Annotated in this window: 21 protein-coding genes and 6 pseudogenes; 19 read left to right on the top strand and 8 right to left on the bottom strand. The window is 56.8% G+C overall.

Going from position 1 to position 22,965, the window contains the following annotated elements; translation table 11 throughout:
- The first annotated feature begins 85 nt into the window (after positions 1-85).
- From CO731_RS03560 to CO731_RS03515, 11 genes and pseudogenes are all read left to right on the top strand, one after another.
- The gene (locus CO731_RS03560) at positions 86-472 is read left to right on the top strand and encodes a transposase (protein ID WP_108605980.1); all 387 of its coding nucleotides are present in this window, start codon (positions 86-88) and stop codon (positions 470-472) included.
- A complete protein-coding gene (gene tnpB / locus CO731_RS03555; RefSeq protein WP_108605979.1) occupies positions 469-822 on the top strand; it encodes an IS66 family insertion sequence element accessory protein TnpB in 354 nt (117 codons plus the stop codon). The genes CO731_RS03560 and tnpB overlap by 4 nt, the downstream gene beginning before the upstream one ends.
- Positions 823-890: 68 nt before the next feature.
- Positions 891-1,586, top strand: a pseudogene (locus CO731_RS03550) (transposase); the annotation flags it as partial.
- Positions 1,587-1,716: 130 nt separating this feature from the next.
- On the top strand, positions 1,717-2,139 hold the full coding sequence (locus tag CO731_RS03545; RefSeq protein WP_108605978.1) for a helix-turn-helix domain-containing protein: 423 nt from the start codon (positions 1,717-1,719) through the stop codon (positions 2,137-2,139).
- 40 nt (positions 2,140-2,179) lie between these two features.
- Positions 2,180-3,004, top strand: coding sequence for an IS3 family transposase (locus tag CO731_RS03540; protein WP_256371656.1), 825 nt, complete (start codon positions 2,180-2,182; stop codon positions 3,002-3,004).
- A gap of 75 nt (positions 3,005-3,079) precedes the next feature.
- Positions 3,080-3,817, top strand: a pseudogene (locus CO731_RS03535) (IS66 family transposase); the annotation flags it as partial.
- A gap of 150 nt (positions 3,818-3,967) precedes the next feature.
- Positions 3,968-4,567, top strand: a complete 600-nt coding sequence (locus tag CO731_RS29195; RefSeq protein WP_245439604.1) for a hypothetical protein — start codon at positions 3,968-3,970, stop codon at positions 4,565-4,567.
- Positions 4,534-5,208 (top strand): site-specific integrase, encoded by a 675-nt coding sequence (locus CO731_RS29190; protein WP_245439602.1) that lies wholly within the window; start codon positions 4,534-4,536, stop codon positions 5,206-5,208. The genes CO731_RS29195 and CO731_RS29190 overlap by 34 nt, the downstream gene beginning before the upstream one ends.
- Positions 5,205-6,124: pseudogene (locus CO731_RS03525) on the top strand (tyrosine-type recombinase/integrase). Before CO731_RS29190 ends, CO731_RS03525 begins: the two are co-directional and overlap by 4 nt.
- A pseudogene (locus CO731_RS03520) lies at positions 6,121-7,041 on the top strand (tyrosine-type recombinase/integrase). Before CO731_RS03525 ends, CO731_RS03520 begins: the two co-directional pseudogenes overlap by 4 nt.
- An 83-nt stretch (positions 7,042-7,124) precedes the next feature.
- Positions 7,125-7,280: pseudogene (locus CO731_RS03515) on the top strand (transposase domain-containing protein); the annotation flags it as partial.
- A 324-nt stretch (positions 7,281-7,604) separates the two neighbouring features.
- Here the strand turns inward: CO731_RS03515 and CO731_RS03510 are convergent.
- The gene (locus CO731_RS03510; protein ID WP_108605976.1) at positions 7,605-7,868 is read right to left on the bottom strand and encodes a DUF4242 domain-containing protein; all 264 of its coding nucleotides are present in this window, start codon (positions 7,866-7,868) and stop codon (positions 7,605-7,607) included.
- Positions 7,869-8,017: 149 nt separating this feature from the next.
- On the opposite strand from CO731_RS03510, the gene CO731_RS03505 reads away from it, so the two are divergent.
- From CO731_RS03505 to CO731_RS29570, 3 genes and pseudogenes are all read left to right on the top strand, one after another.
- Positions 8,018-8,890: a LysR family transcriptional regulator gene (locus tag CO731_RS03505; RefSeq protein WP_159097857.1), complete on the top strand. Its 873-nt coding sequence runs from the start codon at positions 8,018-8,020 to the stop codon at positions 8,888-8,890.
- Between the two features lie 353 nt (positions 8,891-9,243).
- Positions 9,244-9,413, top strand: a pseudogene (locus CO731_RS03495) (tartrate dehydrogenase); the annotation flags it as partial.
- A gap of 55 nt (positions 9,414-9,468) precedes the next feature.
- The gene (locus CO731_RS29570) at positions 9,469-9,702 is read left to right on the top strand and encodes a hypothetical protein (protein ID WP_159091549.1); all 234 of its coding nucleotides are present in this window, start codon (positions 9,469-9,471) and stop codon (positions 9,700-9,702) included.
- Here the strand turns inward: CO731_RS29570 and CO731_RS03485 are convergent.
- The 6 genes from CO731_RS03485 to CO731_RS03460 form a co-directional block, all read right to left on the bottom strand.
- Positions 9,699-11,063 (bottom strand): amidohydrolase family protein, encoded by a 1,365-nt coding sequence (locus CO731_RS03485; RefSeq protein ID WP_108605974.1) that lies wholly within the window; start codon positions 11,061-11,063, stop codon positions 9,699-9,701. The two genes, CO731_RS29570 and CO731_RS03485, sit on opposite strands and share 4 nt — an antisense overlap.
- A 47-nt stretch (positions 11,064-11,110) precedes the next feature.
- The gene (locus CO731_RS03480) at positions 11,111-12,562 is read right to left on the bottom strand and encodes an NCS1 family nucleobase:cation symporter-1 (RefSeq protein WP_108605973.1); all 1,452 of its coding nucleotides are present in this window, start codon (positions 12,560-12,562) and stop codon (positions 11,111-11,113) included.
- 124 nt (positions 12,563-12,686) lie between these two features.
- Positions 12,687-13,379, bottom strand: coding sequence for a GntR family transcriptional regulator (locus tag CO731_RS03475; RefSeq protein WP_108605972.1), 693 nt, complete (start codon positions 13,377-13,379; stop codon positions 12,687-12,689).
- 561 nt (positions 13,380-13,940) lie between these two features.
- Entirely contained in the window at positions 13,941-15,389 is a 1,449-nt protein-coding gene (terL, locus tag CO731_RS03470; protein ID WP_108605971.1) for a phage terminase large subunit, read from the bottom strand.
- A gap of 40 nt (positions 15,390-15,429) precedes the next feature.
- Positions 15,430-16,251, bottom strand: a complete 822-nt coding sequence (locus CO731_RS28570) for a DUF5681 domain-containing protein (protein ID WP_159091548.1) — start codon at positions 16,249-16,251, stop codon at positions 15,430-15,432.
- Entirely contained in the window at positions 16,244-17,779 is a 1,536-nt protein-coding gene (locus CO731_RS03460) for a site-specific DNA-methyltransferase (protein WP_159091547.1), read from the bottom strand. The genes CO731_RS28570 and CO731_RS03460 overlap by 8 nt, the downstream gene beginning before the upstream one ends.
- 1,124 nt (positions 17,780-18,903) lie before the next feature.
- Between CO731_RS03460 and CO731_RS03455 the strand changes: the two genes are divergently transcribed.
- Positions 18,904-19,392: a MucR family transcriptional regulator gene (locus CO731_RS03455; protein ID WP_108609605.1), complete on the top strand. Its 489-nt coding sequence runs from the start codon at positions 18,904-18,906 to the stop codon at positions 19,390-19,392.
- 324 nt (positions 19,393-19,716) lie between these two features.
- Here CO731_RS03455 and CO731_RS03450 read toward each other — a convergent pair whose 3' ends face one another.
- Positions 19,717-20,187 carry a helix-turn-helix transcriptional regulator gene (locus CO731_RS03450; protein ID WP_108605968.1) on the bottom strand — a complete coding sequence of 157 codons (471 nt, stop codon included), beginning with the start codon at positions 20,185-20,187 and terminating at the stop codon, positions 19,717-19,719.
- 61 nt (positions 20,188-20,248) lie between these two features.
- On the opposite strand from CO731_RS03450, the gene CO731_RS03445 reads away from it, so the two are divergent.
- The 4 genes from CO731_RS03445 to CO731_RS03435 are packed head-to-tail and all read left to right on the top strand — an operon-like array spanning position 20,249 to position 22,681.
- On the top strand, positions 20,249-21,574 hold the full coding sequence (locus CO731_RS03445) for a hypothetical protein (protein ID WP_159091546.1): 1,326 nt from the start codon (positions 20,249-20,251) through the stop codon (positions 21,572-21,574).
- A complete protein-coding gene (locus CO731_RS29495) occupies positions 21,571-21,699 on the top strand; it encodes a hypothetical protein (protein ID WP_256371655.1) in 129 nt (42 codons plus the stop codon). Before CO731_RS03445 ends, CO731_RS29495 begins: the two co-directional genes overlap by 4 nt.
- Positions 21,696-22,154, top strand: coding sequence for a hypothetical protein (locus CO731_RS03440; RefSeq protein ID WP_108605966.1), 459 nt, complete (start codon positions 21,696-21,698; stop codon positions 22,152-22,154). Before CO731_RS29495 ends, CO731_RS03440 begins: the two co-directional genes overlap by 4 nt.
- Positions 22,151-22,681 (top strand): hypothetical protein, encoded by a 531-nt coding sequence (locus CO731_RS03435; RefSeq protein ID WP_108605965.1) that lies wholly within the window; start codon positions 22,151-22,153, stop codon positions 22,679-22,681. Before CO731_RS03440 ends, CO731_RS03435 begins: the two co-directional genes overlap by 4 nt.
- Positions 22,682-22,965: the final 284 nt, after the last annotated feature.

Raw genomic sequence — 22,965 nt, 5'->3', positions numbered from 1 at the left:
ATCAGTAACCGGTGTTTAGCCCCCACGTTGCTGTCTACCGTGATCTGTGATCGGCTTTCCATGGACGAGCGAAGGGAGTTTCTCCATGGAGACTACGTTGGAGGTTCTCACGATCAGGAAGGCCGGGCGTGAGGGGCATGGCCATTGGCCGGACGAGGTGGAGGCCAGGATCGTGTCGGAGTGTCTGCGACTGGGCGCGACGGTGAATGAGGTTGCTGAGCGTTATGGACTGAAGCCGAACCACCTGTCGTCTTGGCGCACGATGGCGCGGCACGGCAAGTTGATCCTTCCTGCGCCCGAGGATGCGGTTGAGTTCGCGGCCATGGTTGTTGAGACGTCCGATGCGGAGCGGCCAGTTAGAGAAGTCACTCGTCCTGAGATCATTGTCGGGCCAGTCACCATCCGCCTGGAGGAAGGCGCATCTGCCGCTCGGATCGTGGCTGTGGCACGTTCTTTTGCGGTCTTGGCATGATCTTCCCGTCAAACCGCGTGCGGATCATGGTGGCGACGAAGCCGGTTGACTTCCGCAAAGGCCATGACGGGTTGGCGGCGCTCGTGAAGAACGAGCTGCGCAAGGACCCGTTCACCGGAACGGTCTTCGTCTTCCGGTCGCGCAAGGCAGACCGTTTGAAGCTGATCTATTGGGATGGCAGCGGCACAGTGATGGCCTACAAGCGGCTGGAGGAACAAACCTTCACCTGGCCCGGCATCAAGGACGGCCTGATGACGTTGAGCCATGCTCAGTTCGAAGCGCTATTTGCGGGCCTCGACTGGCGTCGGGTTCGTACCGTCGAAACGAGAACGCCGGAGGCTATTGAGTAGCTGCGGCACGATGACTCGGGTGGCAAATTCCAAAGGCAAATCGAGGCCGGTTTTGATAGACCCAGCGCATGCTGAGCGGCGCGGATCTTCCCGATGATTGATATTGTTGCCTTGAAAGCGATGCTGATCGCGGCAACCGCACGTGAAGCTCGCAAGGACGAGCGGATCGAACAGCTGGAAAGACTGGTCGCCGCCTTCAAGCAGACGGCCTTCGGGTGCAAATCCGAGAAGACCGATCCCGATCAATTCGATCTTGCGCTGGAGGATCTGGAAGCGGCCATCGCGGCCGTCCAGGCTGAGGACGAGGCCGACGCTCCTGCGGGGAAACGTGTCTCCAAACCGCGCGCAACCAATCGCGGCTGTCTCCCCAAACATCTTCCCTCGTATCGAAGAGGTCGTCGAGCCCCAAGTCTGACCTGCACCTGCGACGGTTGCCTGCATTGTATCGGTGACGATGTCTCCGAGCGGCTGGATGTAATCCGGCGCAGTTCCGCGTCATCGTCACCCGTCGCCCCAAATATGCGTGTCGGTCTTGCACCGACGGCGTCATCCAGGCTCCGGCACCTGCACGGCTGATCCAGGCGGGGCTGCCGACGGAAGCCACGGTCGCGCATGTACTGGTCTCCACATACGCCGATCATCTTCCCCTCTATCGGCAGGCGCAGATCATGAGCCGCCAGGGGATTGATCTCGACCGCTCCACGCTTGCCGATTGGGTCGGCCGTGCCGCCTTCGAACTGCGTCCCGTCTTCGATGCGCTGATCATATGCGTATTCCGGTGATGCCGGACGGCTATTCCGATCTGAAGCCGGACAGGTATTCCGATGGAGTGCACCCCATACTGAGACAAGGAAAATCGCGGACAGTTTCCCTGCAAGGAGAGGAAACTGGGGCATGGCCGGACGGCAAAGAGTTATTGATGAGGACCAAAAGCTGGAGCTTCTCCAGCGCATGGACGCGGGCGAAACCGTCAGCAAGTTAGCAGATGAGGTTGGCATAAGTCGCCAACGATTTTACGAGTGGCGTGATCAACTCAGACTCCACGGTAATCTGAAGTCACGCCGGCGCGGCCGGCCGGCCAGATCAACAGCAGGACTTGACGCGGCAGCGCAGTCGCAGAGCGCAGCCGACTTGCCAACACCTCGGGAAAAGGCACTGACCAAGGCCAGGCGCCGGATCAGGGAATTGGAGCAGAAAGTCGGGCAACAGCAGCTCTATCTCGATTTTTTTCGAGAAGCCTTGCGGCACTTCGAGGAAGATCATCGTCGGAGCAGCGCTCCTGGCGAAACGGGATCCTCAAAGTCATCGAAAAGATGACGACCGGCCTGTCGCAAGGCGAATTCAACGTCGATAGAATGTGCTGGCTCGCTGGCGTCAGCCGCGCAAGTTATTACCGTCACTGGCTGGATTCGGCCCCGCGTCGGGCCGAGACAGGTTTGCGCGATCTCATCCAGAGGACGGCACTGACCAACGCGCACTACGGCTACCGCCGGATCGCAGCCCTGTTGCGGCGGGAGGGTTGGCAATCAACCACAAGTGCATTCTACGCATCATGCGTGAAGACAATCTGCTGTGCCTGCGCGCGAGGCCTTTTGTTCCTGCAACGACGAACTCGAGGCATGGTTGGCACGTCGTGCCGAACCTTGCCAGGGGCATGATCCTCAGTGGGGTCAACCAGCTATGGGTTGCCGATATCACGTTCGTGCATCTGGCTGAGGAGTTTGCTTTCCTTGCCGTTGTGCTTGACGCGTTTAGCCGCAGGGTGGTCGGATGGGCGTTGGATACGCATCTCGAAGCAAGCCTTGCCATCGAGGCCCTCGAGATGGCCATCACCGATCGCCAGCCCGCTCCCGGGAGCCTCGTGCATCATTCCGACCGCGGAGTTCAATATGCCTGCGGGGCCTACTCCGAACTTCTGCATCGTCGCGGTATCCAGGCGAGCATGAGCCGTGTCGGAAATCCTTATGATAACGCCAAGGCAGAGAGCTTCATGAAAACCCTGAAACAGGAAGAGGTGCAAGGTCTCGCGTATAAGGATGCAGATGATGCCCGCAGGCGCATCGGCGCTTTCATCGATACCGTTTACAACACGCAGCGCCTACATTCGGCGCTCGATTATCTCACGCCGGAGGAATACGAACAGAAGCATTCAGGTGGACGACAGATGGAAAAGGCGGCATAGCTGATCGCGGGGCGGTGTCCGCGATTTTCCTTGTCTCAGTATGGGGGTGCACTCCACCCGTCCGGTTAATTCCCGGAATCCGCAATCATAGATCTGAAGCACTCGACGAAGCTCTTCATGGACGAGACCCGTGCTCCGGTGCTCGATCCTGGCTCACGCAAAACCAAAACAGGATACTTCTGGGCGTTGGCGCGCGACGACCGACCATGGGGCGGCGGTGCACCGCCCGGTGTTGCCTTCACCTATGCTCCCGGTCGGGGGGGACAGCATGCAGAACGGATATTGCAGGGCTTCTCTGGCGTTCTGCAGGTCGACCGCTATGCCGGATACAATCGACTGATCGCGTCGAAACGTGTCGGTCCCGACATTCGGCTTGCCTATTGCTGGGCGCACGCCCGCCGCAAGCTGGTGGAGATCACTCGCAATGGACCCGCGCCGATTGCCGAGGAAGGCGTGAAGCGGATTGGCGAACTTTATCGGATCGAGGCGGACGTGCGCGGGCTCGACCCGGAAGCTCGCCTCGCTGCGCGACAGCAGCGATCAAAACCGGTGATCGCTGACATGCAAACATGGCTCGTCCATCACCGTGCTCGCGTCGCTGCCAAATCACCGCTAGGCGAGGCCCTGAACTACATCGCCAAATACTGGGACGGGCTTTATCTCTTCCTCTCTGACGGCCGCATCGAGCTCGACAACAACAGTGTCGAAAGAACCATTCGGCCGATTGCCCTCAGCCGCAAGAACGCGCTCTTCGCAGGTCACGACGCAGGAGCCGAAAATTGGGCCACAATCGCCTCGCTCGTAGAAACCTGCTTATGCCGCGCGCGGCATAAGCAGATTTATGCCGACCGTCGAACTATGCCGAGTGAGCAAGTTTTTACCAATGCTTTCAGTAACGTAGCGGTAGCAGGATCGGCATAGCCTAGGCTCTCTTTGTCGCAATTGATGCGAAGGAGAGGACACATGAACGCAAGTGATTATCTGCAACGCAGCACACTTTATCGAAAGCTGATCCACGGGTCGTATGGCGAGTTCGCCCGCATTTACGCGGCTAGATTGTCGAACGAAGGCTTTGGTCGGCAATGCACCTGGCGATCGCTGAGCCGGTTTCGCGAGCTGATGGACTGGCATGTTGGCAACGGGCACGATCCCCACGATTTAAGCGAAGTTCACGTTGACCGGTTTCTTGAGCACCGTTCCAAACACTGGAGCCTCGACTCGGGGGACCGATCGGCGCTCAGGCGCTTGCTTTCTTCATTACGGCAAGAAGGTTTGATACCAGCCGTGCCTCCGATTGAGCGCACGCAGCACGAGCAGATTGTTGATGTGTTCGCGGCTTATCTCACAAATGAGAGAGGGCTCGCCGCCTCGACGGTGGAAAGCCATAAGCTGCTCTCACGCCCATTTCTGCAGGAGGTCTGCTCGGCTGGCGCAGAGGGGTTTGCAGCGCTTACCCGGAGATCGTCATCGGTTATGTCGAGCGACATGCTCTCGATGGCTCCGCCGACAGCGGCAAGGCGATGTGCGGGGTGGTGCGCGCCTTCCTGCGTTACTTGCATCTGAAGGGCTTCATTTCGGTGGCCTTGGCCGATTGCGTGCCGTCCTTCCGCCGCTGGCGGCTCGCGGGCCTGCCAACCTTCCTGCCGCCACAGAAGGTCCAGCAGGTTCTCGATGCCTGCGATCGGACCACGGCAATGGGGCATCGGGACTATGCAGTTCTGATGATCCTGGCCAAGCTCGGCTTGCGCGCCAGCGAGGTTGCGGCCCTCAGTCTTGATGACATCGACTGGCGCTCAGGCAAGATCCTTGTCCATGGCAAGGGGCGGCGACAAGCGACGATGCCGCTACGCCACGACGTCGGCACAGCTATCGTCGCTTACATCCGGTATGGGCGACCAGCCCCACCGTGCCGCCGCCTGTTTGTGCGAACCCTTGCTCCGCATGTCGGCTTTGCCTCCGGCTGCGCCATCACGATGATTGCGAAGCAGGCACTCGAGCGGGCAGGTATTCACGGCTATGCGCACCACGGCGCCCACCTCTTCCGCCATAGCCTTGCGACCGACCTGCTGCGGTCGGGGGCCAGCTTTGCCGAGATCGGCCAATTGCTTCGCCACCGGAGCATCGACAGCACAAGGATCTATGCCAAGCTCGACATCGAGAAGCTGCGCGAACTGAGCCTGCCGTGGCCGGGAGGTGCCGAATGAGCCGGCTTCGAACAGCGCTCGAGCGCTATGTAGGCATGCGCCAGGGGTTGGGATACAAGTACCACGGGCCCGCCCGACGGTTGTCGGATTTCGTCACCTTCATGGAGGCTCGCGGCGCCGAGACCATCACCACGGCGCTGGCAATGAAGTGGGTGACGTTGATCGGCCGACAACCGAGTTGGTCCATCCGCCTGACCGATGTGCGCTGCTTCGCTCAGCACCTCGCTCATTTCGAACCCCTGACGGAAGTGCCACCTCAAGACGCTGTGTCGCCGGCGCGGCGGGCAAAGCCCTACATCTATACCGATGCTGAGATCACGGCGCTTCTGGCGGCGGCACTGTCGCTGCCGCCGGCCAACGCCCTGCGTCGCTAGACATATCATTGCCTGTTCGGATTGATAGCGGTGGCCGGGCTACGCCATTCCGAAGCGCTCGACCTGCGCCGGGACGACGTCGATCTCGACCAAGGGATCCTCACCATTCGGGAGACGAAGTTCGGCAAGTCGCGGCTGGTTCCGCTCCATGCCACGACGGTCGCCGTGCTGTCGGACTATGCCGCGCGACGCGCATCTCGTCGCGCCTCGTAGCCCCTATTTCTTTGTCGCCGAGCAGGGCGGCAGATTGCTGCACCAATACGTGCACCGGGTGTTCTGGCAGCTGTCGCGACAGATCGGTCTGCGGCAGCGGGGGGCAGCGCAATGGTCCGCGGGTTCACGATCTTCGTCACCGTTTCGCCGTCCAGACCCTGATCAACTGGTATCGTGCGGGCGAAGAAGTCGAGCGGGAACTGCCGATCCTCTCGACCTTTCTCGGCCACGCCAATGTTCGCGACACCTACTGGTATCTATCCGCCGCGCCGGAGCTAATGACCCATGCCGCGCGACTGCTGGATAAGCGGTGGGAGGCTCGCTCATGAGTGCCCCGAACGATCTGGCCGTGCTGATCGAGCGGTGGTTCACCGATCGGCTCATGCGACATCGAGGCGTAAGCTCCAACACCATCGCCTCCTACCGCGACACCTTCCGGCTCCTGTTTGCATTCGCGCAGACACGCCTTGGCAGGTCTCCGTCGCAGTTGATGCTGCGGGATTTGGACGCGCCTTTCATCGGCGCATTCCTGGAGGACCTCGAGACACAGCGATCCGCCTCAGTGAGGACCCGTAATCTCCGCCTCACGGCCATTCGGTCTTTCTTCAGATATGCGTCTTTCGAGGAGCCGGCCCATAGCGCCCAGATTAACGCGTGCTCGCGATCCCGAGCAAGCGATGCGACAAGCAACAGCTTCAGTTTCTCACCAGGCCCGAGATTGAAGCGATCCTGGCCTGTCCGGATCGCAGCACATGGCTGGGACGGCGTGATCACACTCTGCTCTTGCTGGCCGCGCAAACGGGGTTGCGGGTTTCGGAGATCATCGATCTCGACCGTGACTCGGTGATGCTGGGGCACGGTGCCCACGTGCGATGCGTTGGCAAGGGCCGCAAGGAGCGAAGTACGCCGCTCACCAAGGTTGCACAGCAAGCCCTTCGGGGCTGGCTCAACGAGCCCAGGAAGCGGAGCGCAACGGCTCTCTTTCCGAACACGCACGGCGGCAAGCTCAGCGCCGACGGCGTGCAGGCGCTGCTGAACAAATATGTCGCCAAAGCGCGCGAACACTGCGTCCCTCTTCGCTCGAAGCGGGTGTCGCCCCATGTCTTGCGCCACAACGCTGACCTATCTTCACGCACATCTTGAACTGAAGGAATCCGCACTTGCCAAGCTGAAGCCATATGAACGCGCAAAGGCCGAACGATTTCGACCAAACGACCGGCTTCTGGAATTCCTGAACGCCCTTTGAGCATGAGAAATATGCCGAGTGCCAACGGCTGATCTCCGGCCAAAACGGCGGGAGAAGCGCACTCCAACCGCCATGGTCAAAGAGGCACTCGGCATAGTTCGACAGTCGGCATAAACCTGCAACTCAACGCCGTTGATCCGCAGGCCTATCTGACCAGCACGCTGATCGCCATCGTCAACGGCCCCAAGCAGAGCCGGGTCGATGACCTGCTTCCCTGGAATTATCCAGCCAAGGTGTGAACGGGACACCGCTTATGATAGGAATAAGGAACCGATGGCACTGGTTCGATGGGGAGGCGTGCAGGTGCTTCCGGCGCAACCACCGTTTCTCCCAATCCAACACTAACCGAGGGCAGACACTCGCACTCCCGGCGTCGCCCGATATTCAAGAATGTTTGAAAATGCTAATGTTGCGAGATGTTCGGGGGTTTCATGCAGCCCTTCATAAAGGATATTCCCATTTCGCGGAATCGAAACTCGTTTTGGCCTTCATGTTGATAACGTTACGTTCATCCCGGTTTTGGTTGCCGCCAGTTTCTCGTGACGACAAGCAGGCCTCGGCAGTCACGGCGTAAGATCAAGTGCCGGAACGATCTTGTGGTAGGGCAGGCCTGCATCGTCGTTCAGACGTTTAACATCGGTATCGGAATTGGCGTCGAAGAGGCACATGCAGCGGCCGTCCTCGGGCGCAAAGGTTGAGCGAAGATACTTGATCTGCGTGCCTGCGGCTGACATCTCCCTTGCCTTGCTTATCGCAGCTTTCTGCGCGCCACCAAGGGCTTCCATGCTGATCCCTTTGAGATCCCGTTCCACCATATAGACGCTCATTTCGTCCTCCTCTTTTTCATGCGGGGAGAGCAGACCACGATCAGGGCCCGCCGGGAACGACTTGTTTTTTATCGATCCATAACCGACGGCTATGGATCGGTATGGTATCATCCTGTTCCGAGGAGTTCTGGGAGAGGGCAACCGTGGAGATGTCTCAGGTCCGGTATGTGCTGGCGGCCATAGAAGCTTTGAACTTCACCAAGGCGGCCGCCCAATGCAATGTGTCGCAGCCCGCCCTGACCAAGGCGATAAAGACCCTCGAAGATGAACTTGGCGCGGCCTTGTTCCATCGGGAAGGAAAGCGTGTTCTCCTGAGTGAGTTCGGTCGGTCGCTTCTCCCGCATTTGCAACACATCAAGCAGGAGGCGGAAGCGGCCAGGACTCTCGCCGACAATTTCAGGCTTCTAGATCAGGTGCCCATTCGCCTTGGCATCATGTCAACCATCGGCCATGTGAAGCTGTCGCGATTTCTCGCCCGGTTCCAGAAGGAATTCCACGGAGTAGACCTTGAGGTCAGCGAAGGAAAAGTCGGCGATCTGAAAAGCCGTCTCGAAAGCGGCGAACTCGATCTGGCCGTCCTCAATCCTCTCGACGGCCTTGGCGATTTCTTCCGCGTCCAAGAACTCTACAAGGAACGCTATGTCGTCATATTCCCGCCCGACCATCGGCTTTCGGCAGTTGACGCCATCCGGTTGAGCGACCTCTCCGACGAACCCTATGTTGATCGCCTGTCATGCGAGATGCGAGACATGGTGATGGATGTTTGTCGACAGACCAATGTGAACCTGTATGCCCGGTTTCGCTCTGAGCGCGAAGACTGGGTGCAATCGATGGTGCTCGCCAGAATTGGCTTCGCCTTCATGCCGGAATACTCCGTCACGTTGCCCGAACTGCTGCAGCGTCCGCTTGTCGAGCCGTCGGTGACGCGGACCATTTCCCTTGTAACCGTGCCGGGGAGGCAATTCAGCCCGGCCACTGCGGCAATGGTTCGCGCTGCCCAGAAATACGATTGGCCGGGTTGAATCGACGATGTCGGCGATCTGGGCGCGATAAGCGTAAACCTTGAAATGGTCATATGTCGAAGCCCTCAAAGGCTCCGAACATCGTTCTTCACGGCGCGATCCGAAAGGTGTCGCCAGAACACCGCTTGCGTTGATCATGAGCCTCGGAGACATCGATGCGTTGCTCGTAGTCTCGCACGAGGCGTCTACAACGCACCATCCAGCCGAAGGTCCGCTGCACGACCCATCGGCGCGGCAGGACATGGAAGCCTTAAGCGCGTTCGACTGCGATAGGTTCATGCAGAAGAAATGGTCTTGCAGCGGACGCAGCCGATCACGCCGACCGCTTCGCCAAAAACCACCTGTCCACGGCCGAGGGCGAATACTCCGGTGTCAGAGGGCGGGTGCATGTCGGCACGCCGGATGAGGTTGCCGTCGAGACCGCGACCTTCACCCGCGCAGGCGTCGTACGGATCCTGCATTTTGGCTTTGATCAGGCCATGAAGAGACGCAAGATGCTCGCATCGGTGACGAATCAAACGGCTAAAAATATTCGATGGTATTTTGGGACGAGATTACAGACTTGCTCTCAAAAGGCCATGAACGTCTCGCCAGATCGGCTGCGGGCCGACCGGGCCGAACTGTTCCGCAGGGGTGATTGGGGAGGCCGACTTCTCAAAATTCTTTCCCAGATCCCACGGGCGTCCAGCGGCACGCGCCTTCAACTGGAGATCGCGGCGCGTCATGTCGAGTATTTTATCGATCCCTTGAAACATACCACCCGTTTCAAGGGATCGCCCGATCTGACGGGATGGGTCAACCAGAAACCTTAAGTTTTGCTTGGTGCGACCGTGATGTATTCCCCATACCCAAGAGGGCCGATGACCTCACCATCGGCATACACAGTTCTTCCTCTTAGAATTGTGCGGAGCGGAAACACCTTCACTTCCCTGCCATGGTAAGGCGACCATTTAGCCGTCTGATCGTAGAATTCAAGCGCTTGGCCGTCGATGATTCGACTTCCATTCGTCTCAAGAACGACGAGGTCAGCGTCCGCGCCCACCTGAATAGAACCCTTTCGGGGGTAGAGTCCGAGGATTTTGGCTGGCGTTGAAGACATCGCCTCAACGAGGTTCGCTAGGCCTACTCCACGATGATAAATGGCTTCAGTTGCAACGACAGAAAGCATGGTCTCCAGCACGTTACCGGCACCTGGATTCTGATTCCAAATGTCGGCACCGGCAATCTTTGTCAAAGGCGCATGATCGGAAGCAATTGAGTGAATTTCGCCAGCGGCAAGGCGCCGCCAGAGACCGTCCACGGCAGCTCGAGATCGCGGTGGCGGATTCCACTTCAATCGTGCGTCCTCGCCGCCTGATCCCAAATCGAGACACAACTGATGGGGTAGCGTTTCTGCCCAGATGTCCACGCCTTCGCGCCTAGCAGCGGTTACAACGTCGACGGCCTCCGGCGTCGAAATATGCACAACAATAACGCGCGCTCCAGTTACTTTGGCCAAAATCGCGATTCGTTGCACTGCGTCAACTTCAGCAAACCAAGGCCGCGCCTCATCCCAAGCACTGGGCCCTGCCTTACCTTCTGCCCGCACCCGCGCGGTTTCGGCCTCGACGATGCCTGCGTTCTCGCAATGCACCATTAATGTCACGTTCTCCTTCTTGACCCTGCGCATTAGATCAAGGAGTTCGCCGTCCGGTGTTCCAGGAAACATTCCGGGTGGTGCGACATCGCCTGTAAAAATCTTGATCGCAACAACTCCTGCACGCACCATTGCATGAACTTCGTCGGGACGATCCGGGCAATATCCTCCAATAGTTGCATAGTCCACGTGATACTGATCGCCGATTTGCTCCAACTTTACACGGAGCAGTTCGCTGGTAATCGTTGCCGGCTTGTCAAGTGGCATCTCGACAAGCGTTGTTACGCCGCCGCGCGCCGCCGCGCGGGTGCTAATTTCATGCGTTTCCACTCCGTAACCCCACCAGCAATGGAAATGCTGGTCGACAAGGCCGGGAATGACGGTCTTATCCTTGGCATCAATCATCGTCTCCGCGAGGATAACCTCAGACGAAATAGCAGCAATCTTACCTTCCTTTACGCCAAGATTGACTGATGCAGACGAGCCGTCAGAGAGGATAACGGTCCCATTATTGACAGAAAGATCGTATTTATACATGTGTTCCTCACGTAAGCAACATAACTTTCAAGATGCTACAATGATTTTCAAATAGATGCATTGCCTGAACTCAAACTAGAAGTAGCGCCTACTGACGTCTCTTGCTTCATGAACTTGCTGTAGAGCGCAACCGAAAGAACAAGGCCGACAATCCATGAGAAGGGCGCAATGACTGCGAAAGCGGGAACAAGTGCCAGCACGCACGAAATCCCTGCCGACGGCAAAAATGCGGCGATGGCTCTAAGATTAAAACCTTTATAATAATAATATTTCGACGTGACGCTTGACGAATAAAGAGCATCAACGTCGATCTTTTCAGATCTGATCTTGTAGTAATCCACCAGTATGATCCCGACGAGCGGGGCAAGAAATGCAGCCAAAGCACCTAGAAAATAATTTATGACGATAGGGCTAGAATAAAGATGCCACGGCAGGATCACAATTGCGATAATCCCACTGATAAGCCCACCTCTCCGAAATGAGATCTTATCTGGGGAGACATTGGAAATGTCGTACGCAGCTGACACGAAATTACCGACCACGTTAATTCCAAGTGTCGCCAGAATGAACGCGACAGCGCCAACAATGGTTACCGCTGGATTATCGATGAACGTGATCAACTCAACGGGGTCACTGATGGCCTTTCCAAAGACGATCAAACTGCCGATCGAGGTCAGGACAGATGCCAAGGCAAAAGCGGCGTAGTTAAGCGGCAAACCGAGACGGTTTCCCAATTTCATGCCGTTCTCTGTCTTTGTGAAACGCGCGTAATCGGCAAAGTTTAGGATCAATGTAAACCATGTGGCTGCCGTAAGACCGATGGCGACCAGGGTTTGATGGAACTGTTCGCCAGCAGAGATATCTTTTACGCCCACATTCAACGAAAATTGCCATCCGGACTTGTGCATCAGCCAGCCCGCGGCAATCATCATGATAATCCAAACAATCGGACCTGTAACATAATCTTGCAATTTTCGGATATATTCCATTCCGCGATTAAGAATAACTAGCTGCAAGGCACTAAGCAGGAGGAACGCAACCCATCCGATTTGAGACAATCCCAGAATCGAGACTTTGCTATACTCAACAAGAGGTGGGTAGATTTGAATAGCAAGGACAACCACCGCCGATGAGGCAAGCCATGTCTGAATTCCATACCAAAAGATAGCCATTGTTGCCCTGACGAGGGCAGGAATGTTGGCGCCATAGATCCCAAAGCTTGCTCGGGCCAGCACCGCAAATGGCACCCCGGTCCGATGGCCGATCACTCCCATACGGTTCATGAACCACAAATCAATCAGCACACCTACCAGCAGAGCAACAACAATTTGCCAGGGCTTCAAGCCTGTCAGAAAAAGACCGGTTGCGAACGCATAGTTCGCAATCGAATGAATAATGGCCATCCACATCGCAAATACGCTGTAGACACCCCAGTGACGATCCGCAATTGGTACCGGGGCCAGGTCTTCGTTAAACAGTCGACGAGAGAACTCTTGCATGATTTTCTTCCTCCATTTTATTACAAAATATTTCCCCTTCGGCCTGACTATCAGTCAGGCCGATCTGCATTTTCAGCAGTATTTTCAGTTGTTTGTTATGGTAACCGGAAGATTCTATTTATATTTATTTTCCGGACAACCATTTTAAAGTTTCGCTAAATTGGACATGATTCTTCGAAGAAGACAGTATGGCTTGCTCGATGTGATCAAGATGATGGATCATCCGCTCGACAGCCAAGCTTTTGTCTCCTCTCATGATCGCATCGGCGATCTGGCGGTGTTCATCCTCGGGGCATGCGGTTTCGGTATGCGTATACATTAGAACACCAAGGCAGACCAACGCCTGCAACTGGGCGATAAGATCAACCAAAAATCTGTTTCCAGTCAATTTGGCTAGATGTAGATGAAATTCACCAGTTAGACGAACAAGATCTCCATAACTTCCTGAAAGTCTTGCTGAATCCTCCTTTTTTAAATGCTCTTCGATTGAAGAAAAGGATAAATTCTTGTAAGATCCGGACAGATCTTTAACAATTACTGGTTCAATCATACGGCGAACATGAAGAACCTGGCCGATCTCAGCCCGGGTCGGCGCTGCGATGCAGGTTGCGCCATTCGGTTTTTTTACAAGAATGCCATCTTGCGTGAGCCTAGCGATCACCAAACGGATCACGGTACGACTTACGCTGAAGGTTTCCGCGAGAACACTCTCCGTCAGTCGAGCGCCAGGCGGCATACGCAACTCAAATATAGCCCGCAGGATTCTCTGCTGAATCTCGCGTTCGGTTCTTCCTCTTTTGTTGTGATTCTCACTCATTGTTCCTGAGTTCCTGAAGCTCACCAAGACGATGGGAAGTTACCTATATGCCTAGGCGCGCCACGATGGCCAGCAGATTGGATATTAGTACCCTCCGGGGCTGACTGCCCCCCTTGTCGGTAGATTCGATCCTGCACCCAATTTTAAATATTATTTTGCATCCAATATTGAATGTCAACGGCTTTTTTCTTTGGATGCAACATTGTTGAATAGCTCGGATTATTGCATATCTTTCAATATGATAGCTGACATGTGAGTGTAGCAGGTGTGGTCAAATTCCAGCTCTTTACCGAAGAGACCACGGCGCCGGTGTTCAATTCCGGCAGCATTCTCCGGCCTCGCACTGGATCAGCGCCTCAATGAACGCAAGACGGAGCTGCTGCAGTCGACCACTCCTTGACGATCGTGGGCGTGGTTAGCGAGCTTTATGATGCTGACGGTGGGCTACATAAATTATCGAGCTATCAAAGGTTTCCCGCCTACACTGGAGCTGACCACCAGAGTGGTGCATCCTGGCTTTGGCCTTCCGGAAATCCACGCGGATTGGCGAATACGGACGGCCTATCGGCGCTTGTAGTTGACCCGCTCGACGGCGTAGAGGCCTCTGCGCTGGCCGAGCCAATCCAGGAACTGCGTTAGGGCATCCACCATGTCGTCATGCCTGCCGCTGGGAAAGGCCAAGCACTCACGACGGAACTCTTCCAGCCACGGCTTGTCCATCGGGACCAGGAAATTGCCAGTTTCGAGCCGCGCTGTCTGACTGAGGGCGCGGACCTCTTTATCGAAGCGTGGTATGTAGCGGTCGATTTTTTCACCAACCAGGCGTTCGCGACACAGATCGCGGATGAGCGGCAGACCCATCGTCGCACTCTCGATGATCACCTTATCGGCCCGGAATTTCTTCATCCGATAAAGAACCATATCTCTCAGGGGGCGGAAGTCGAGGCGCGCGCGGTAGACGTCGATGAGGTACCAGTCCCCGTCCTTGTAGCGCCATGTCAGGCAGGCGGAGTAGTCGGACGTCGGTTGCGCCGACATGCCGGTATCCCAGGACTGAACGGTCATTTGGCCCTCGTGGATGTCAGGCGCTTCATCATAGGTCTTAAAATGTGACCAGTTGATCATATTGCCATCAGGTGCCGACGGGTCCTGCTGGCACTGAGCCGAGAAAGCTGCGTTGCCAAGCTCAATGCGCATGCGCTGCAGGGTGGCCATCGGCTCGCGTTGCGGAAACAGGACGTCGTCCTTGTTCCGGTAATGAAACCTGTTCGCGCCAATCGGGATGGCCTCATCTTTCAGGGCAATGGCAGGTAGCGACAAGATCTCGTAGGTGCCTTTGTCGATGATGTGGGCGGCAAGGTCATCCTCGTGCAAACGCTGCTGGATGGCGATGATCTTGCCGTTCTGTTTGTTATCGAGGCGAGTGGAGAGAGACTGCTCGAAGAAGTCTTTGGCCTCTTGCCGCCGAACCGGCGAGGTGGCGTTGCTAGCCTTCATCAGATCGTCGACGATAATGATGTCGGCACCAAAACCCGTCACCGCGCCGCCCACCGAAATCGGCTTGTAGCCTCCACCGGTCGTGGTGCGAAGTTCTTGCTGCGTCGCAGATTTAATGCGGGTTTTCGGAAACAGTGCTTCGTAGAAAGGACTGTTCAACACCGTGATGAGATCACGCAGGCTCTTGCCGGCCAGGTCCTGGCCATAGCTGGCAGACATCACCTTCAGTGCCGGGTTCTTGCCGAGCATCCATGCGGTCAGCGCCACGGAGGTACAAATTGTCTTCAAGTGACGGGGTGGTACCGTGATCAACAAGCGCGACAGATCACCATCGGCGACCCGGCTGAGCTGATAACACATACCCTGAACATGCCAGTTTGGCACGAAGGCTTCCCGCTCACCGTTGAGCTGGTTGAAGACTTTCCAGACGAACAAGAAAAAATCATCCCTGACCAGCCCAGAGAGGCGATCAGCGTAAAGACGATTGCTAAGTTGGTTATCATGAATTGTCATGTGAAGATTCCATGGTGGATGGGACCATTAGGCCGAAAACCTAGAAGTCGAAGACTGCGGGCTTGGTACGCGCAGGTGCTGCCAGCGACGGCAGATCTAATATTTCTAATGGAGTGGACTGTTCGACTTCGGTGGCGTCCGAGGGACTGTCAGGGGGAACGGGTTCAGGAGATACGATCTCCACTGGGGACGCACCCGGAAGTCCCAGAACGACAAAGATCTTGTCGATCTGCTCATCGTCAAAGCCTTCACCGCCGAGCGCCAACCGGTAGTGGAAAGCCAGGATGGCAAGGTCGGTTTCTACGAGTGTAGCCAAGGCAGCGCCCACCGGCTCCTCTCCGGAGGTCGAGGTTTCCCCAGCCGAAGCGATGAGGAACTGCAGCGCCTTCAAGTCACCGTTCAGCGCCTTGTTGCGGACCACCTGCATCACGGCTTCCCGCGTTTCGATCTTCTTGCGCTTGCCATCGCGCGTCACCGTGACTTTCTCGTTGAGCAGGTCGCGGACCATAGATTTGATGTTGCGGTTTCCCTTGCCCCGCCCTTTCGGATTGCCGGATTTGCCCTTTTCAAACTGGTGTTTTTTCGGGGGACGACCATAGCCCACTTCATAGGATGGTGGCGGAGTGGCATCCGGCACCTCCTCCCTATTCTCGTTTGCCGGATCATGAAGTGTCGACAAAACCTCGGCTTGGTCGGACACGACATTTCCGCTGTCACGAGTGACTGCATTGGTCGAGACGTTTCCCAAAGCGGCAACAGGGCGGGCGCGATGACGCACTGTCACTTTTGCTGGGGCAAGGCTTTGGACCGAACCCGTGGCGGCAGCCTCATTGTCGGAGGATAAATCTGCAAGCTTAGCCATGACTTGCCTCGGGAAGAGCGGCGCGGGCGCGGTGGCGCACAGCAGGGCTCATAAGCAGAGGGGTTGAAGGCAAACCGGTGGTCGCCAATGGAGGCACGACCGCGGGCGCTGGAGCAGTCTCGCGGCGCTGGCGGCGCAGTTCCGCAAACGTCAGGCCAGTGCCGAGGTGTATAGCCTCCTCACCGGTGAGCTTTTCATAGCGGCGGATGATCGTGTCGCAGTAAACTGGGCTCAGTTCGATACCGTAGCAAACACGGCCGACCTTGTGCGCGGCGATAAGCGTTGTTCCCGATCCGAGAAAGGGATCCAAGATGATGTCGCCGCGGCGGGTCACATCGCGGATCGCATCGGCCGTCAGTGAGACCGGCTTCTGCGTGGGGTGGTCGGACAGGGCCTGGTCGCGGCCGCGCCCGAACGACGATAGACCCTTGTGGTTCCACACATTGGTGCGATAGCGACCGTGCTTTCCGAGTTCCACCATGTTGGTGTGGCAAGCGCGACCATACTTGAAGATGAAGCACAGCTCGTGCTGCGATCTATATAATGAGCCTTGTCCGCCCGTAACCTTGTTCCAGACGCAGAGATTGAGCTGCGTCAGACCGTTGCTGCGGGCTGCTGTCTGGATTTCGAAAGCATGACGCCAGTCCATCCAGAGCGCCAAGATGGCACCATCTTTCAGAACGCCAGTCATGTTGGCCATAACGGTGGCCAGGAAATCGATGAACTCGTTTTGCGACATTTCTCCAGAGGCAGTGCCGAACTCTGGATGCTTCTTGGTGCTGCTGACATGGCCATTCACCGCCACGTTATATGGGGCATCCGAATGCACGCTGTCGGCCATATGGCCGTCCAGCAGGACCTCAAATGACGTCGCCTCGAGCGAGCTCCCACAATAAAGCCGGTGCGCGCCCAAATGCCAAAGGTCAGACAAGCGGCAAGTCGGCGGCTCGTTTGACGGCTCCGGCAACATATCGGCAGGATCTACTGTTTCGTTCGCCGTTGCAGACCCATCGAGAATGATGTCGATCTCGGCAAGCTCGAACCCGGTGACTTCGATTTCGAACGGCAAGTCGACCGAGATCAGATGCCCAAGCTCTGCCCTCAGGCCTGCCTCGTCCCATTCACTCAACTCGGCAAGCTTGTTATCTGCGAGCGCATAGGCCCTCAGCTCATCCTCACTGAGATGGTCAGCCCGAAAGCAGGGCACCTGCTTCAGGCCAATCATCTTGGCCGCGTCCCACATCGCATGCCCGGCCACGATGTGACCGGCACGATCGATGACCAAAGGCTTCATCATGCCGAAGGCGCGGATGGAGCCGGCAAGCATGGTCTTTTGTTTGTCACTGTGTTTGCGAGAACGATGTTTCGACGGCTTCAACTCGTCAACCGGGACCATTTCAATATGGAGCTCATGCGCCGAAAAATCGGGATGGTTGTGGCCCAGGCTTGTTGCGCCACGATTTGTTTGACTGAGAAGGTTTGTATCCTGCCGTGCAGGTGCGGAGGGGCGTCGTTTGGGCGGCTTCACAACAGTCCTTTCCAGGCGCAAAGCCGCTCCTCCGGAAGGCAACAATGCTGCTGCCCCGGCAATGGCTTGCGTGATGTTTTAGTGGTCGTCCCGACAGCGTTTGTGCCGCCAAGGCTGCTTGTCGCTGCGCTGCGACGTGATAGCCTCGATAGCGATTAAGATCAGGGAGCCCTGCCTTGTCAAGTATGACTATAGCATCGCTCTAGAGAATTGGGATTACTGCAGCTTTCCGGATAACCGCATCTTGCCAAAGGATCGGTTCTACGTCTAAGTTGATGAACAATACTTTTGAATTGTTATGGCTTAGACTTAACCTTGATCCTTTGTAATCCAAATCGTTCCGCATAAACAATCCGACTTCTTCTGGATTTAATCCAACGTTCTTCGCGATGCGATATACGCTTGGAGGTCGATACCTTTAGCGTCATACGAGGGATCAACTGGCCCGCCGCATTGGTGGGATGATTTACGCGGCCAATATTTCAGAAAGGAGCGCGCAAAAAATCTTCTGGGGAGGCCAAAAAATGTCCGACGGACGTGGCGAGCGCCACGAACCCGCGAGCAAAGGCTACGCAAACATGCGGCCTTCACGGAGAAACTGCCGGCAGGCTTGGTGTCGATTTCACGCCACCCCAATTCCGTTTATTTAAGCGCCCCTGGAGTGATGGCGATGTGATGGCGATGAACTGCAGCAAGGTTAGATAAGCAGGTGCCCATGCCGGCGGCAGCCGTCTCCACCTGCGCCCACTGCACGCCAATATGCGCCAACGCGCGTCAGCTAACGTCGGGCACATCTGTCCTGTCTATCGAGACATCAGGAGCAGTAGACCTGGCTGGCTCGCGTTATCCCTATGGCAAGCAACTCTTGGACGCGACCCAGAAGCTGAAGATGGCCCGCGGATCACGCCCATCGTCAACAGTTCGGCTCAATCCAAGTTCCCGTCAAAGATAAATTGACCCGCGCAACGGCTCTTAGGCTGCCCATCGGGGGTAGGACAGAATATTTTTGTTCTCTCACTCGCACACTTTTGTCCGTGTATGGTACTGATGTGCAAGTTTCAACGCCTCTTAAAAGCTTAAGAATTCCGATCCAGCTACAGTTTTTTCGGTTAATGGAGACATGTATGAACGTACAGAGCGCAACCGAGAACGACGAAAAACGTGACTTAATCCGGTTAACATCTGCTGTTGTTGGCGCTTATGTCGCAAACAACTCCATTCCAGCTTCAGACCTGGTCGGCCTAATAGCAAGTGTTTATTCTTCTCTGGTAGGACTAACACTACCTGCTGTCCAGCCGAAGACACCGGTTGAAACCAAGCCAGCTGTGTCGCCAAAAAGGTCTATCGAATATGATCATCTTATTTGCTTGGAGGATGGGAAAAGATTCAAGTCTTTGAAGCGGCATCTTAGGACCGATCACGGTATGACACCTGAGGAATATCGAGCAAAGTGGGGTCTTCCGAGTACCTACCCGATGGTGGCACCAGGGTATGCCGCGGCGCGATCCGAAATGGCCAAGAAGATGGGGTTGGGACACAAGCGCTCCGCAAAGTCCGGAGCTGCAGCCAAACAACCGGCAAAATCGGCAACGACGAAGCCAAAGAGGAAATAGCGCTCCGTATTGGGCGCCATTGGGCTTAGGCTGCGACAGGCAAACCGGCCACAACGGGCGAGCGAACAGCATGGTTCGCCGATGTGGCTCATGTCGCCGCGATCCGTTTCAATGCTGTCGGGCAGTCCGAGACGGCTCAAGTAAAGCGAACATGACTCGATGCCGGCGCGGGCGGATCGCAGGCTCTCCTAGCAAACGCTACGGGTCCGCAGGGAACGCCATTTGCCATTCGCACAATAGACAGAGGAACTCTTGTCCGGCTCTATGCCGCCCGAGTGACGACGGGTGCAATACCCAATCCTGCAAGAGAGCCCCAGCGCCGAGTTATGAAACCAATAGGCTCAGCACCCTGACCTGTTCAACGGCGACGCGCAGCAGCTTGGGAGACATGGCGCGTGTCATCTCGCGCAGCTCGGCTTCCAGCCTCAGGTGATCTTGCGAGACGTTGCCCTCTTGCGCGCCCAGCCCTTCAAAAAATTCGGTCAATGGCACGCCAAGAGCGCGCGCGAGTTCGGACAGCGTCTCGACGTTCGGCAATTGCAGCCCGCGCTCGATATTGGAAATGCTCTCAGGCGTCCGCCTAATATGCGCGGCAAGCGCTTCCTGGCTGAGGCCCGAACGCTTTCTTGCCGCTTGCACACGGGCGCCAATAGCCTGCTTCAAGGAACTTGTCATACCCGAAGCGTGACTTCGGCAATCCGAGTTGACAACGAAGCCGACCTTGGCATTGGTGTCTGAGACGAAGTGTAGTTCGTCTACGGCAGACTCTATGAACAGGAGTTTGTCAGGGGCCACGGGAGCGAGACCGCATGGGGATTCTGCAGCCGACTGTTAGGCAGCGATCGGGGTGCAAGCGATGACCGCACTTTTGATGGCGGACATGTCTGGAGCCGAGCCGGTTCGTCTTCAACGTCGATCATTGGCACGACGTGGAGCAGCGAACAGCGCCGCCCTGGCAGCGGACTTAGTTGGCGCTGACCCCGCTGCGCAGCCATCTGGTGGGATGGCCGGGACGGCCGCAGCTTCCTATGACGAAAAGTGGCTGCAGGAGCTTTTGTTTCGTCATCCCGAATTGATCTTGCTTGATGGCATAGAGACCGGCAGCGGTGGTGTTGTCCCGCTCTGCAGGGAACTGCCTATCCCGCGGCCCGGCGGTAATGTCTTTCTTGATGTACTCGGGGTCACCCGCACCGGCAGGCTGGTGCTGGTTGAATGCAAGCTCTGGCGCAATCCCCAGGCCAGGCGTGAGGTGATCGCCCAGATCGTGGAATATGCAGCCTTGCTGCGCAGCTGGAGCTTTGGCGATCTCACCGCCAGGCTGAAGCAGAAACTTGGATCTACGCATGCCAATCCGATTTTTGCTCAAGCAGAAAAACACTGGCCGGATCTCGACGAGGCAGACTTTGTCGATGGCATCACCAATTCGCTGGCGCATGGCGACTTCGCCCTGATCATCGCAGGTGATGGCATCCGCTCCGACCTGCATGCGGTTGCCAGCCACCTCAATGGACAGCGCGCCGGGCTGGCAAAGCTATCGCTCCTCGAAATCCAGCTTTGGTCATCCGGTTCAGGCCAAACACTTATCATCCCAACCATTCCCCTGCGGACCGAGGTGCTGCAGCAGAGAGTGATCATTTCCGAGACCGGTATGCCGCTGAGGCTGGAAGAACCGACATCGAGCGAGACCGGCGACGTCGCCGAGACAGCGATCGAGCGCACGATCAATCCGGGACAAGCCGAGCGCAAAGCCCTGGACCGCGCTTTTTGGCAGCGCTTCATTGAAGAGGTTCGTTTTGACCACCCCGACCAAGCGCCAGCGCGTCACGGCGGGGCAAACTGGGTCAAGATGGAACTGCCAGATCCCGCGGGATGGCTAACTGCATTCCGATCCAGCGGCGCAAAAGAAGAGATTGGCCTGTTCCTCCGCCTGAAGGGCGATGACGGCCGCCGTCTTTTCGATGAGCTTGCAACAGATCTCGAGACGTTGCGCAGTGAGAGTGACTTGCCGCTCTTTGCACAGGTCAGAGCCGAACACCCTTTTGAAGCCGACCTTGGCGTCTCTAAGCCTCGGTCCGCTTTTGCAGATGAGGACCAGCAGCTGCTCTGGCTGAAGGATGCCGCAAATCGCTTCATCACAATGATCCGGCCAAGGCTCAGCCAGTTTAGTGAGACAACGGCATGATCGATGCGGAGACCGCGCCGATAATTTACATCCAAGCGCAAGCGGATCAGGCTGCACATGTCCTCGCCGATCTGGAAGCTGGTACACCGCCTGCCGCAATCGTCGTCGGAGCCGAAGCCGAATGACCCGCCTTCGCAAATGGTCGTGGGGTATTCTGCCGGTCTACAACGGCTTTGCGCACGTTGAGCGCGTGCGGGGCTGGCAACTGGTTTCGTTCCTGATCGATGTCGGTCAGATGCCGAAAGCGTCAGTGTGCAGCATCTCCGGTCGCACGGACCGGGTCCAGTATCACAGCGAGAATTACTACGACTGGCATCCCTACGCGCTCAACCAATCTATTCACCTTACGCTGCACCAACGTTTCAAAAGCCCCGACCGGTGGAGGCGCATTGTCGATCAATACGCCGTCACGGGCGAGGAATGGTTCGCGCGGCTGTCTATGGCGCCGGTTGACCTTGCCGGCCAGCTACGCGCCCAGCATGGCGACCAGATCGCCGATGTTTTCAATCGGGTGCCATTGCCGTCCGGCATCCAAGTCCCGCGGCATCAGGTTTATCGCATCGAAGGGGAAAGCGCATGAGCATCAAGATACTGGCTGGCGACTGGGAGGCTGGAACGCGGTGCGCATTCAATCCAGCGATACTTGGTCGTCCTGATCGCCTAGCCATCGGATGGCCGTTCGGCGTGGAATACACGGCAAAGGAAATTGCCAGCATCGAGATAGTCACCGAACACAATCAGACTTCGATTATGGGCAAAGTTGGCTGGGGCGCGCTGGGGGGCATCGCGCTTGGTCCGCTTGGCCTGCTAGCAGGCGTCCTCGGCGGCGGAAACCGCCATCTGAAGGTCGTAGCTTTGGAATTGGTCAACGGCAAGCGGGCGCTGATCCAGTGCGATGCTAAGAGCTACGCCGAAATCATGCGCCTCGGTTTCAAGGGCCGACCAGAGCAGCCGGCACAAGACATTCCTCCGACGCGGCAACTGTCCGGGCCTCCGCGCAAGCCCCCGGCCTTCGAGCGGCCCGAAACCATTAAACACGTGGCAAGCGTTCCTGTCCCAGATTTCATGCGCCACGTGAAAATCGAGATACCGGACCGGAAGCGATGAAGTCTGGTTGTTCGGCCCGCTTTCGCAGAAACGCTAGCGGCCCGGACGAGATGGACGCCGTAGTGGTCTGCAATCGGAGTGATATCGTGCTGCGGCCACGAGTTGGACCAGACGAGTCACCAAACTACGCCTTCCAGGCGAGTTGGATGCCAAAAATCCTCTGGTGTTCAATAGTTAATACAGGGAAAGCGATGGTTGAGCGATGGAACGCCTTCTGCCTCAGAGCTCCGAGCTTTCGACTTCGTTCACGCCGACTTCACTACTAGTTCCAAGTAAGAATGGCT

Source organism: Aminobacter sp. MSH1 (assembly GCF_003071665.1).
Classification (GTDB): domain Bacteria; phylum Pseudomonadota; class Alphaproteobacteria; order Rhizobiales; family Rhizobiaceae; genus Aminobacter; species Aminobacter niigataensis.
Note: the sequence above shows the minus strand (reverse complement) of the source record. Positions and strands in the feature narration are given on the sequence as shown.